Genomic DNA, 12,611 nt, shown 5'->3' on the forward strand with positions numbered 1-12,611 from the left:
GCCGGAGCTGGAGCGTCATCGTCGGGGATAAAGTCTCCGAGGTGGCTGTCTTCTTCCTCACCAATAGGAGTTTCAAGAGATACGGGATCCTGTGCTACACGCATGATCTCACGTACCTTGTCAACTGGCATATTGAGCTTTTCGGCTATCTCTTCGGGGCTCGGGTCGTGACCGTTCTCGTGGAGGAGCTGACTGGATACCTTCTTTACCTTTGTGATAGTCTCGACCATGTGTACGGGAATACGTATAGTCCTTGCCTGATCGGCAATAGCACGTGTTATAGCCTGTCTTATCCACCATGTTGCATAAGTGGAAAACTTGAAGCCCTTTGTGTAGTCGAACTTCTCAACTGCTTTGATAAGACCGAGATTGCCCTCCTGTATGAGATCAAGGAACTGCATACCTCTTCCTACGTACTTTTTTGCTATGGATACAACAAGACGGAGGTTAGCTTCCGAGAGACGCTTCTTGGCATAGGGATCGCCCTTTGCCATTCTCTGTGCAAGCTCTATCTCTTCTTCGGTTGTAAGAAGGGGGACTCTTCCTATTTCCTTGAGATATATCTTTACCGGGTCGTCGATAGCTATACCCTCTGTGGAAAGAGCCATTTCAAGGTCGTCTGTCATATTTGAGTCAAGACCGATCTTAAGGTCGGCGTCGAGGTTCATATCCTCAATAATCTCGATATTGAGATTTTCACAATTTTCATAGAAGGTGTCGATCTGATCGACGCTGAAATCAAGCTCCTCGAGAGCGTCGGTTATCTCCTTGGTAGTGAGCCTGCCGTTGGCTTTACCTTGTTCCATAAGAGCTTCTATGGTGTTTTTCTTTTCCATTTGTATTTATCCTCCTACTTGTTTTTGGAACGGAATAGTTCAAGCAGCTCGTCGTTGCTCAGCTCTCCGTCGGTTTTAGGTGTACTGTTCCTGAGTACCTGTGCGCAGTCGGCAACTACGTCGAGCGTAACGGCTACCTCGCGCTTTTTAGCAGCTATTCCGCTTATTCTTCCCGTTTCTTCGGGAGAAAATTCGTCCGAGAGCAGAGATATCGAGAACTTGTCCGAATTTTTCATTGCAGTGAGCAGAGCCATGTATACCTTTTTGTTGAATGCGGTAACAAAGCACTCCGGAGGAGCAAGCTTTTCGATATTCTCCCATTCCTGAGGACGTTTCAGTAGATAGCTGATTATAGTCTCCTCGGCGCGGGCTTCCTTTTTGTTGGATACTGCGTCGGGGTTTATATCGTCGCGTATGTATGATGTTTTAGCCTTTATGGAGCGCCATTCGTTCTTTTTGGCGCTGCGACTGTTTTTTTCGAGCATTGAATCTATATGTGTTTTCAGAACCTGTACCGGTATATCACATTTCTTTGATGTCCGGGAGATGTATACCTCGCGCTCGAGCGGGGATTCTATACCTGCAAGCACCTTAGCAGTGCGTTTGAGAAGTTCAACTCTGCCTATTTCTGTGGAAAGATCGAGACCGTCCTCACATCTGTCCAGCATGAAGTCATTAGCATCGTTGGAATCGTCTATAAGCATACGGAAGCGATCCCGTCCGAACTTTTTTATGTATTCATCAGGATCTTTTGCACCCTCCATGTGGAGTATCTTAGTACGGAGCCCAACGTCTGCAAAGTGGTTAATAGCCTTTTGAGTAGCCTTCTGTCCTGCACCATCGCTGTCGTAGGCGACTACTACCTCCTCAGCGTAATGGCTTATGAGCCGTGCTTGATCGGGAGTTATCGCAGTGCCGAGGGTGGCAACCACGTTCTCAAAGCCAGCCTGATTAACGGCTATGACGTCCATATATCCTTCGCATAGTATCAGCTTTTTGGCGTTGGAGTTCTTTGCAAAGTTCATAGAGAACAGATTTGAGCCTTTGTCGAATACAGGAGTTTTTCCAGTATTCAGGTATTTAGGCTGGGAATCATCGAGGACTCGTCCACCGAAACCGATTATATTGCCGCGGAGGTCGATGATAGGGAACATTACTCTTTTCCTGAACATATCGAAGGTACGTCCGTTTCTCTGACCACCCAGCCATGCGTCAGTTATCTCCTCGTCGGAATATCCCTTTGACCTGAGCAGGTCTGTCAGGTCGTTCCATGAGTCGGTAGCATAACCAAGACCGTACTTTTTTATAGTCTGAGGCGTCAGTTTGCGGCTGGCGAAATACTGTAGACCAGACTTGTCGTTACCCTTGAATAGATTTGTATAGAAGTGATTCGCAGCAATGCGGTTCATTTCGTAGATACGGGTTTTACGCTTTGCATAGCTACTGTCCTTATTACCGTACTCGGGAACTTCCATACCGGAGCGTTGAGCTAGGAGCTTTACTGCTTCCGAGAAGTCGAGATTTTCCGCCTTCATAGTGAAGGTTATCACGTCACCGCCTGCGCCGCAGCCGAAGCAGTAAAAGCTCTGGGTATCAGTGAAAATGGTGCATGAAGGGGTCTTTTCCGAGTGGAAGGGGCAGGAGCAGACATAATTCCGTCCTCGCCTTATAAGGTTCACATAGCCGCCCATGACTGTCTCTATGGGGTTAGCATTGCGGAGATTATATAGAAATTCGTCGTTCTGAGGCATTATTTTCCCTCACTTCCAGAATTTCGGCACAAAAAGCTCGGTGTAGAGATCGACGGCGTATTCGTCGCTCATTCCAGATATATAGTCACAGACGGCGCGGTCGGCGTCTGAATCTTTCATTATACTGCGATATTCATCGGGGAGCTTTTTGCTGTTCTCGATGAAATAGGCATAAAGTTTGCGTATCAGCTGTTCAGCCTTGCTTTCCTCCTGTTTTGCAGTAGGATTGGTGTATACCTTTTCAAACATGAATCTTTTTAGGTCGTCATGAGCTTTGCGTATCTCTGGCGCAAAGTCTATATCAAATGCTCCGTGTTCTATTACGGAAGCTATAAGTGTTGTTATCCTTTTTGTCTTGGTATTTCCGAGAACTACGACGCAGTCACGTGGAAGTTCGTTTGGATCAAGTATACCAGCGCGGATAGAGTCTTCAATATCGTGATTTATGTAAGCGATAGTATCAGCAAGACGGACAATATTGCCCTCTTTGGTATCCGCAATCATATTTGTATGGCAGAGTATGCCGTTGCGGACTGCATAGGTTAGATTCAGTCCATTACCCTTTTTTTCAAGGACCTCAACCACGCGGACGCTTTGCTCGTAGTGCTTGAAGCCATGGGGGCATATCTCGTCAAGAGTTCTTTCGCCGCAGTGGCCGAAGGGAGAATGACCCAAGTCGTGACCGAGAGCAATAGCCTCAGTGAGATCCTCGTTGAGACGCATACCCCTTGCGATAGTCCTTGCTATCTGGGATACCTCAAGGGTATGGGTGAGCCTTGTCCTGTAGTGGTCGCCGACGGGCGAGAGGAAGACCTGTGTTTTACGTTTCAGTCTGCGAAAGGAGTTGCAGTGGAGAATGCGGTCACGGTCGCGCTGAAATTCTGTTCTATAAGGGCATTTGTCCTCATAGCGCTCACGCTCTGTACCCTTTGTATCTATGCTTGCGCAGGCAAATTTGCTGAGTATACCTGCCTCGCTTATCTCTATCTGTTCGCGTACTGTCATACCTATTCCCCCTGACATAAAAAGCTTTTCAGTAATACTGCCTGAAAAATGCGTCTATAATACTTATACTAAAACGGGACAAAAAACCCTTTATTTTTTCAAGAAAAATTTTTCACAGAGGAAAAATCTTCAAAAAGTTCTCCGCAGTCAGTAATAACGACAGAGCCGTTGGTAGCTTCGGTGAGTTCGCTTTTTAGAACATCTAACTTCTCAGAGAGGACAAGTATCTCAAGAGTAACATCACTGCCAAAGTCTGAATTTACAGTGATTGTATCAAAATTTGGCAGAAGATAAGATATCTTTCCGTACATACCGTAATCTGCTGTTATCTTGAGACGGTGGCACAGACACATATTCATTATATGTGCAGCGTCACAGGCGAGGGAAGCTGCATGTGAGTAGGCTCTCACAAGTCCTCCACCACCGAGGAGTATACCTCCGAAATAACGAGTTACTACTACGCAAACGTCTGTGAGTCCGCGCTTCTGGAGCACGTCGAGGACAGGTACTCCGGCTGTGCCCTGAGGCTCTCCGTCGTCGGAATAACGGGAAATATTATCCCCGCGGAGTATATAAGCATATACGTTATGCTTTGCCTTACGATGCTCAGCTTTTATGGAATTAATAAAGGCTACAGCCTCGTCGTTTGTCTTTACAGGGGCGATATAGCCTATGAACTCTGAGCGCTTTTCTATGAAAGAAGCTTTTGCATTTGCGGAAATAGTGAAATAGTTCATAATAAATTAACCTTATTGACGAAAAGCCCCGTCAATGACGGGGCTTGCGAATTACTTGTCCATATTGAAACGCTTCTTGAATCTGTCAACACGTCCGCCTGTATCAACAAGCTTCTGCTTTCCGGTATAGAACGGATGGCACTTTGAGCAGATTTCAACCTTGATGTTTTCCTTTGTAGACATAGTCTCGATCACATTACCGCAATGGCATGTAATTGTGGTCTTCTTGAATTCAGGATGGATTCCTTCTTTCACGATTGTCACCTCTTTCGATTTTTTTTGCAAATCGAGCAGCCCATCAGTTCCTTTAGACAGTAGTGCCGAATATACATTACAGTAATTAATTATATCACTATATAACTTGTCTGTCAATAGCAAATAAAATTATTATTTTTATTTAACTTTAGCAACAGTGTAGCCGTCGATCTCATAGACCTTCGTTTTATCTGTCTCCTCAACAGCATCCTCTTTGTCAAAGAATACATAAAGGACGTCGCTCCTGCCGTTTCCGGCTTTGAGCTGATCGTATGCCTCCTGTGCGTAGTCTCTGCAAGAGGCGAGGTCCATACGTGCAAGATAGAAGCTACTCAAGCTTATGTTCTTTTTAGCTGCCATCTGTGCAAAATCAAAGTACATCTGCATATACAGACCGTAAGCGTCCTTCATGGGCAGGAAGATTATCTCTTTTGTATCCTCTGTCAGTTCCTCCCACCTCTCGTCCTGAAGAGCATCTTCATAAGCAGGTGGCTGAGCGTACTGTTTGTGAAGATTCCTGCACCAGTCACGGATATCCAGACCCTGAATGAGGAAGCACAGACCAACTACAGCTATTGCAGTCTTTTTGGGGAGCTTTGAGACCAGCGCCATAGCTGATGTCATGACTATCACACCGGAGACCCATATAAAACGTCCCGAACAGCGGAATATGCTGAGACCTCCTCTTACAAGACGGGGGAGGGGAATCTCAAGGAGGACCCTTCCGTTGAGGGTTATCCTGTTGCTGACAGCCCAGCAGAAGCTGAACATGAATACTGCGGTAATAGCCCAGAACTCGACTTTGTACTTTTTATACAGTCCGCGTGCAGCCTTTATGAAGCTGCCTTCCTTCTTTTCCAGAATGCTTAAAAGGATTATCAATGCGATGATAACACAAACTATCATGCCGAGACCGAGATATCCGAAGCCCTCTCCCTGTCCGTCAAAGGCGTTGAGGGGACGAAGGAACTTTGAAAATCCGCGGCTGTCGAAAAATGTATTGAGGTTTGAAGAGTATCCGCCGAAGCCGCCGTCAATATAGCTGCCCTGTCCGTAGAAGCCTCCTATGATGAACAAGGTCAGCAGAGTCGATACGACAGAAGCACAGAAAACGGCAACTGCCTTTTTGAGCTTCTTCTCCCTGTATACGACGAGTATCACGTATCCCAGCATGACCATGAACACCATAGGAACGAAATAGGAATGTATCAGAACGGCAAGCATACAGTTAACTGACCAAAGTATCATGGGAGTGAACCTGTGCTTGTACTTTTTCTTATAATCGAGACAGAGTATCATGGCGATGATGAAAAGCCATATTGCGCCGAGAGAGTTGTGGTGTGTGATGCGGTGTATGGACGGCGGAAAGGCTGAATAGAACAGCGAGCCGACCGATGAGAATACTATATTTGGCTTTATCCTGTAGAGCAAAGCAGCACCGAAGCCGCCGTTGAGAGCGAAACATATCATTCCCCAGAGACCGAGAAATTGGAATGTCTCGGGAAGAATGGGAGAGAGTATCTTGAATATCAATCCGAAAAGTGGAATAGAATCCGAGTACATACACGAAACGGGACCAGTGCAGGTAAGTCCTTTAGTGAGACCAATCGGGAAGGTCCACGGGGTGTTCCTGAAGAATACCCAGCCGAGATGATGCTGTGTGGCATCGCTGGTGTAGCCTAATATCCAGTCTGTGTTTGAAGGGGATACCATGGAAGCGCCGAATATCACGATGAACGTGAGAGCACCGAGTATTGCTCCAATCAGAAATACGACCTTACTGCTATGATCTTTGAGTAATCCTTTTTTTGGGGGGGTTGTTTTGGAAAAAGCCATTATTAAGCCTGCACTCCTTGTCAAATTTTAATATTTCATCAGCGGAAAGTTCTGCCTTTCTGCTACAAGTAAATGGGCGAACAGAAGTCCGCCCTTTGATATTATTTCATGCTTTGAGTAAAGTCTGCATATATCTTCTGCTCAATAGCCTCAGCTTCTGCCTTTGTAGCAGCCTTTGCAGTGAGATAGGTCTTTATCTTGGGCTCCGTACCGGAAGGACGGACGATAGCCTTGCAGTTGTTTTCAAGGTAGAAAGCAAGAACATTGGATTTGGGGAGTGTGAGCTCCTTTACCTTGCCGGTTGCGATATCCTTTGAAGTGCTTGCCTTATAGTCTTCAAAGCGCTCGACTTTCAGGCCTCCTATAGATGTGGGAGGTGCCTGACGAAGGTTAGCCATTATTTCTTCCATGTGCTTCATTCCGCTTTCGCCGTCGAACTCGAAGCTGTAAAGGGTTTGGAGGAACATACCGTACTTTTTGTACAAGTTTTCTCTTGCCTGCATGAGGGTTATGCCCTGTGTGCGGTAGTAAGCAGCCATTTCACATATCAGCATCGAAGCGTCAACTGCGTCCTTGTCTCTTACGTATCCGCCAGAGAGATAACCGTAGCTCTCTTCAAAGCCGAATACATAACGTTTTTCCTCTCCCTTTTCTTCAAGGAAGCCTATCTGTTCGCCGATGAACTTGAAGCCTGTGAGGACTTCTCTTATCTCGACACCGTATTCCTTGCCGATGAGGTTTACGATATCAGTGGTAACGATAGTTTTTACAGCGACAGGATCTTTTGGCATAGTGCCCTTCTTTACGCGCTGCTCGCAGATATATTCAAGGAGCATTGCTCCTACCTCATTTCCTGAGAAGAGGGCATAGCCGCCGTTGCCGTCTGGAACTGCTATGCCTACGCGGTCACAGTCAGGATCGGTGGCAAGAAGGAGATCAGGCTTTACCTTGTCGCAGTAGCTGAGACCAACCTGCAAAGCCTCCCTTATCTCTGGGTTAGGATAGGGACATGTGGTAAAATTGCCGTCCGGCTGTTCCTGTTCCTTTACTATAGTTACGTCTGTAATGCCTATACGTTTGAGTATCTCTCGTACAGGTTTGTTTCCTGTGCCGTTGAGCGGAGTGTATACCACTTTCAGACCACTTGAAGGGCAGAGATCGGTATTAATTCCCTCAGCGAGGACACGCTGATAGAAGGCTTCTGTGATATCGTCGCTGATGTAGGAGATATTGCCCTTTTTGAGCTCCTCATCGAAATTTGCCCTTTTGACATCTTTGAAGATATCAAGCGAATTGATCTTTTCGAGGATTATCTCAGCTCCTCTGAGCGTTATCTGGCAGCCATCCTCGCCGTACACCTTGTAACCGTTGTACTTGGCAGGATTGTGGCTTGCCGTCACCATTATACCGCCCTGACATTTTAGTGAGCGGACTGCCCATGAAAGGCAGGGAGTAGGCATGAGTTCCTTGTATATATGTACCTTTATACCGTTTGCAGCAAGGACTTCAGCCGCAGTTCTCGAGAAAACGTCGCTTTTAATACGGCTGTCGTAGGAAATAGCAACGCTCGGATTCTTGTACTCCTGATTGAGATAGTCTGCAAAACCCTGTGTGGCGCGTCTTACAGTATAGATATTCATGCGGTTCGTACCGGCGCCTATAACCCCTCTCAGTCCGCCTGTACCAAATTCAAGATCACGGTAAAACCTGTCTTTTATACCGTCACTGTCGCTCTTTATCCCCATGAGCTCAGTCTGAAGATCCTGATCCTCCTTTGCGTTTTCGCACCAGAGGCTGTAAAGTTCCATTTCTTTCATGTTTAATACCTCCTGAACAGATATATAATTATTATATCACACTTTATAGTTTTTTGGAATAGTTTTTTTGAAAAAACAGGATTTATTTATGTTTTAACAAGCAATAAACGGACTTAGATGGCTGTATACTGCAGATTATAAGGCACATATCTATTTATAATATTAGTATTTTATATTGTATATAATACGAGCAGTATACTGCTTCGCAGAACAGTTCATTAATGATAAGTGAGTAACCAGCAGTGGGATGAGCTTTAGAAGCATTGAAGGAAGAATTTCTGAAATTAAAAACACAGGCTGTATTTCAAGCCTGTGTCAAAGGTTTATTCTAGATTTACAATAGGTAGCTCCTTACCATCGGTGAATCTATCGGAGATTATATAGATAAGGTCTACAAGCGAACCAATACCGATTAATCCGAAGGTAAACAGGTATAATATGCCTGTTCTGGTTCTGCCAACATAGAACCTGTGGAGCCCCAAAAAACCGAGGAACAAACAAAGCAATAAAGTTGTATGCCAATTCTTTTCCGAATACATATAAATCACGCTCCTATATCATTGTTTTTGTAAATAAAAATTTACTACTCTCAAAATATAAATATAATTGATTTAATGATAACATTAGCGAAATATGTTGAAATTTCAGTTTCTGTGTAAAAAACTACAATACGAGCCGCAGCTGTTTGAAAAAAAGTTGCTGCGGCTCTGATTACATGTATGTCAGTCTCCGAAGGAAACGCCGATATCACGTGCTGCGATAACGAGGTGGTTCTCGGTATCCACGAATTTTGTCTTTCCTGCGATATCCTCCAGCTTGTTGGAGGTTATCTTGTTGCCTATCTTTGCAACTGTTCTGCCGTAGCGCTCCTTTGCGATAAGATAGGCTGCGTGTACTCCGAACTGCGTTGAGAGCACGCGGTCGTATGCACTAGGAGCTCCGCCTCTGAGCATGTGACCGGGTACACAGACACGGGCTTCAAGACCCGTATTTGACTGTATCTGAGCGGCGATGCGTCCGGTAGCTGTGAGTATTCCAGCTTCGGCACGCTTTTTTGCACGCTCTTTCTTTTTGAGCTGAGCCTCGTTGACATCGAAGGCTCCCTCTGCTACAGCAACTATGGAGAAGGTCTTGCCGCTGGCACTTCTTGCCATTACTGCGTCGCATACCTTGTCGATATCATAAGGTATTTCCGGTATTATTATTACGTCGGCACCGCCTGCGATACCTGCGTTAAGGGTCAGCCATCCAGCTTTGTTTCCCATTATCTCACAGAGGAGCACACGAGAATGGCTGGCAGCTGTTGTATGAAGCCTGTCCAGCACGTCTGTTGCGATATCTACGGCTGTATGAAAGCCGAAAGTAACGTCTGTACCGTATATATCATTATCTATAGTCTTTGGAAGTCCTATTATATTGAGCCCCTCGTCTGCAAGGAGCTTTGAGGTCTTGTGGGTTCCATTACCGCCTAGTGTGAGGAGACAGTCAAGCTTCTGCTTCTTGTAGGTCTCCTTCATATTTTTTACCTTGTCGATATTATCCTCTCCGATGACCTGCATCATCTTGAAGGGTTGGCGCTTCGTTCCGAATATGGTACCGCCCTGTGTGAGGATACCTGAGAATGAGGATGGAGACATATCCTTGCAGAGATTATTGATAAGACCGTAATAGCCGTTTGAGATACCAACGATATCAACATTGTCCTCTCCGAAGCGCTCATAGCATGCCTTTGCCACACCGCGTATAGTTGCGTTGAGACCGGGGCAGTCGCCGCCGCTCGTAAGGATACCTATTCGTCTTTTCATATTTATGACCTCCGTATTGTAGTTTGTGCTTTATCGTTTCATGTCGCGCTTTGCGTTCTTTTCAAAGAATTCAAGTATTTTTTCAGGCGGCATAGGCTGACCGTAGAGGAAACCTTGACCATAGTCACAGCCTGCCATTCGCAGTATAGACTCCTGAACGTTGTTTTCGATACCCTCAGCAATAGTTTCTATCTTCTTGGATTTTGCGATACGTATTACCGCAGAAACTATCTCGTAGGCTATATTGTCATGCTCGATGTCTGTAATGAAAGAGCGGTCGAGCTTCAGTAACGTTATGGGGAGAACCTGTAAATAGCTAAGTGAGGAGTAACCTTTGCCAAAGTCGTCCATAGCAAGCTTTACGCCGAGATCTCTAATCTTATTCATCTGATCCACGGCAAAGTCAATATCACTGAGGGCGAGGCTTTCTGTAAGCTCAACCTCAAGCCACTGAGGATCGAGAGCAGAGCGTGCAAGAGCTTCAAACACCTTTTCCTTGAGGTCAGTCTGATAAAAGTCGGAAGAGGCGAAGTTTATTGACATTACTATAGGCGGATAGCCCATTTTTTGCCACAGCTTATTTTGGCGGCAGCCCTCGTTAAGTACGAATTCGCTTATCTTGCCTATAAGGTGAGAGCTTTCAGCAATAGGTACGAAGGAATCCGGACCAATGATAGTTCCGTCGGGCTTTATCCAGCGTATTAGCGCCTCAACGCCCATTATCCTGCCTGATGTCAGGTCAATCTTAGGCTGATAGAATAGCTGAAGCTCGTTATTGTCTATTGCCAGTGCAAGTGCCTTTTCAAGCTCGGTATTTCCGATTATGGAATCGTGCATACTAGGCTCGTAGCCACACACGCTTCCCTGTATTCCAGTATTGGATTTAAGAGCGAATTCAGCGTGCTCCATTACCTCAAGGAAGGAACCTCCATCTTCGGGCATCTTCGAGAAGCCGGCAGAGCAAGTAAGGCTTATTGAAGCAAAATCGTCAACAGCGAGCTTTGTGAAGTCCTCCTGTATGGATTTTACTGTTCTTGTAGGCATTTCCTCGTCACCGTAGTCTCTGAGGAGAAGGGCGAAGTTATCGCCGCTTATTCTTGCTGCAAGTCCGCCGGGGGTCACGTATTTATAGAGTATATGTGCGAAGTTTTTAAGCACATAGTTTCCGTTGTTATAGCCGCAGGTATCGTTGATGATATGGAAGCGGTCGATATCTAGGACGATTATCCAGAAGGAATAATCCAGTATCTTACAAGAATCGAAGATCTCCTGACCTGTAACAACGAGCTTGTTGCGGTTTGCTATCTCGGTAACATCATCAATGTACGCAAGGCGCTCGATAAGGATATCCTTCTCGTGCTTCTGTGTTACATCGATAACGGCTCCGCCGAAGAGGGGAGAATTGTTTCCAGAGCCAAGGATCGACTTAAGTCGGAATGAGTACCAGCGATAGGCTCCGTCAGCGCTCTTGACTCTCATTTCTATGGTCTTTGCGGCAGATATATCCTTATTGCGGATAGCTCCGTCAAATTGCAGCCTATCATTAGGGTGTATTATAGAGCGTAGCTCATTAACATTTATAGTGCCGTTTTTTAGTCCCAGCATGTGAGCAAGTTCAGGCGAAGCGCGGAATACCTTCCTGTCGGTGCTCATTATAAGACCTATTTCAGCAAGTTCCATTGAGGAATGGAAGAAATCGTTTGCGCTTGCGAGATTAACACGCATTTTTTTCAGCTCTGTGAGATTGAAGCCTGTACTGAGGAAAAGAGCGTGCTTTCTCGTCTTTTTAACCATTGAAGTGCTCCATGCTATGGAAATAAGGGATCCTGCGGGATTGCGGAAGGTGGATTCGTAGGAATTGCTTCCGACTATCTTTTCAAGGGCAAGCGGATCGGGATTGGTTATGCCGAACGCTGTCCATACTCCTTCCATTTTGTCAGAGTAATCGGCTGTGATGCCGAGAAGGTCACGTAGCTTTTTGTTTATATATACGTAGGTGAAATCATCGGTCCATATAATCATCTCAGTATTAAGGTTTTCGGTGACTTTGATGATATCGGACTCGTCTAAAGAGGTCTTTTTATTTTTATATATCCATCCCGAGATCGCAAGTATCAGCGTAGCACATATCATCGTACAAACATATATGATGAGAGTGGTCTTTGCGTTTTGCGGGTAGAGTATACAATAAGCTATCAGTAATATGGTCGCGGTAACTATGATTATAGCTGCTGCAAGAGGGTTGAAACTGCTTGTTACTCTTTTTACTTTGTTTTTTCTGTTGTTTTTATGTCGGCTTGATCTTTTGCTCACAGATACCGCCTCCCTTCAAACATATTTACTCAATTACATTATAGCAATAATAGCCGAAAAAGTCAATTAAAAATTTACGTGTCCTAACAAATTTGATAAAATTGACGGAAATTTACAAGAATATTTCACGTAATATACACTTTTGTCAAATATAATGCTATTTAGAAGAGCCGAGTGCAGACATGTTCGCGCCAATATTAAGCGGCAGGAGTTTTTTCTTCGTAAATCTTGCTATTTGGTATGTTATATGTTATAA

At 45.2% G+C, this 12,611-nt stretch carries 10 protein-coding genes; all 10 read right to left on the reverse strand.

What is annotated here, in order from left to right; genetic code table 11:
- The coding region (locus tag J6U00_RS09285; RefSeq protein WP_296581237.1) for a sigma-70 family RNA polymerase sigma factor at nucleotides 1–836 on the reverse strand (836 nt) is incomplete at its 3' end.
- 14 nt (nucleotides 837–850) lie between these two features.
- Nucleotides 851–2,587, reverse strand: coding sequence for a DNA primase (gene dnaG, locus J6U00_RS09290; protein WP_296581239.1), 1,737 nt, complete (start codon nucleotides 2,585–2,587; stop codon nucleotides 851–853).
- Nucleotides 2,588–2,596: 9 nt separating this feature from the next.
- Nucleotides 2,597–3,592 (reverse strand): deoxyguanosinetriphosphate triphosphohydrolase, encoded by a 996-nt coding sequence (locus J6U00_RS09295; RefSeq protein ID WP_296581241.1) that lies wholly within the window; start codon nucleotides 3,590–3,592, stop codon nucleotides 2,597–2,599.
- Between the two features lie 98 nt (nucleotides 3,593–3,690).
- A complete protein-coding gene (locus tag J6U00_RS09300) occupies nucleotides 3,691–4,329 on the reverse strand; it encodes a YigZ family protein (RefSeq protein WP_296581243.1) in 639 nt (212 codons plus the stop codon).
- Nucleotides 4,330–4,380: 51 nt separating this feature from the next.
- Nucleotides 4,381–4,584: a 50S ribosomal protein L31 gene (gene rpmE / locus J6U00_RS09305; RefSeq protein WP_019678077.1), complete on the reverse strand. Its 204-nt coding sequence runs from the start codon at nucleotides 4,582–4,584 to the stop codon at nucleotides 4,381–4,383.
- A 138-nt stretch (nucleotides 4,585–4,722) separates the two neighbouring features.
- On the reverse strand, nucleotides 4,723–6,420 hold the full coding sequence (locus J6U00_RS09310; protein ID WP_296581245.1) for a DUF6311 domain-containing protein: 1,698 nt from the start codon (nucleotides 6,418–6,420) through the stop codon (nucleotides 4,723–4,725).
- A 101-nt stretch (nucleotides 6,421–6,521) separates the two neighbouring features.
- Nucleotides 6,522–8,237, reverse strand: coding sequence for a phospho-sugar mutase (locus J6U00_RS09315; RefSeq protein ID WP_296581246.1), 1,716 nt, complete (start codon nucleotides 8,235–8,237; stop codon nucleotides 6,522–6,524).
- A 323-nt stretch (nucleotides 8,238–8,560) separates the two neighbouring features.
- Complete coding sequence (locus J6U00_RS09320; RefSeq protein WP_296581250.1) at nucleotides 8,561–8,776, reverse strand: TM2 domain-containing protein; 216 nt, start codon at nucleotides 8,774–8,776, stop codon at nucleotides 8,561–8,563.
- A 183-nt stretch (nucleotides 8,777–8,959) separates the two neighbouring features.
- On the reverse strand, nucleotides 8,960–10,042 hold the full coding sequence (locus J6U00_RS09325) for an ATP-dependent 6-phosphofructokinase (protein ID WP_296581247.1): 1,083 nt from the start codon (nucleotides 10,040–10,042) through the stop codon (nucleotides 8,960–8,962).
- Between the two features lie 30 nt (nucleotides 10,043–10,072).
- The gene (locus J6U00_RS09330) at nucleotides 10,073–12,355 is read right to left on the reverse strand and encodes a GGDEF domain-containing phosphodiesterase (RefSeq protein ID WP_296581248.1); all 2,283 of its coding nucleotides are present in this window, start codon (nucleotides 12,353–12,355) and stop codon (nucleotides 10,073–10,075) included.
- Between the last annotated feature and the right edge of the window lie 256 nt (nucleotides 12,356–12,611).

The sequence above is a fragment of the Ruminococcus sp. genome, from assembly GCF_017650195.1.
GTDB lineage: Bacteria > Bacillota > Clostridia > Oscillospirales > Ruminococcaceae > Ruminococcus.

Coding starts and splice junctions, on each gene's coding strand:
- J6U00_RS09295 (WP_296581241.1), bottom strand. CDS start 3,592: ATGACAGTACGCGAACAGATAGAGATAAGCGAGGCAGGTATACTCAGC.
- J6U00_RS09320 (WP_296581250.1), bottom strand. CDS start 8,776: ATGTATTCGGAAAAGAATTGGCATACAACTTTATTGCTTTGTTTGTTC.
- dnaG (WP_296581239.1), bottom strand. CDS start 2,587: ATGCCTCAGAACGACGAATTTCTATATAATCTCCGCAATGCTAACCCC.
- J6U00_RS09310 (WP_296581245.1), bottom strand. CDS start 6,420: ATGGCTTTTTCCAAAACAACCCCCCCAAAAAAAGGATTACTCAAAGAT.
- J6U00_RS09300 (WP_296581243.1), bottom strand. CDS start 4,329: ATGAACTATTTCACTATTTCCGCAAATGCAAAAGCTTCTTTCATAGAA.
- J6U00_RS09315 (WP_296581246.1), bottom strand. CDS start 8,237: ATGAAAGAAATGGAACTTTACAGCCTCTGGTGCGAAAACGCAAAGGAG.
- J6U00_RS09325 (WP_296581247.1), bottom strand. CDS start 10,042: ATGAAAAGACGAATAGGTATCCTTACGAGCGGCGGCGACTGCCCCGGT.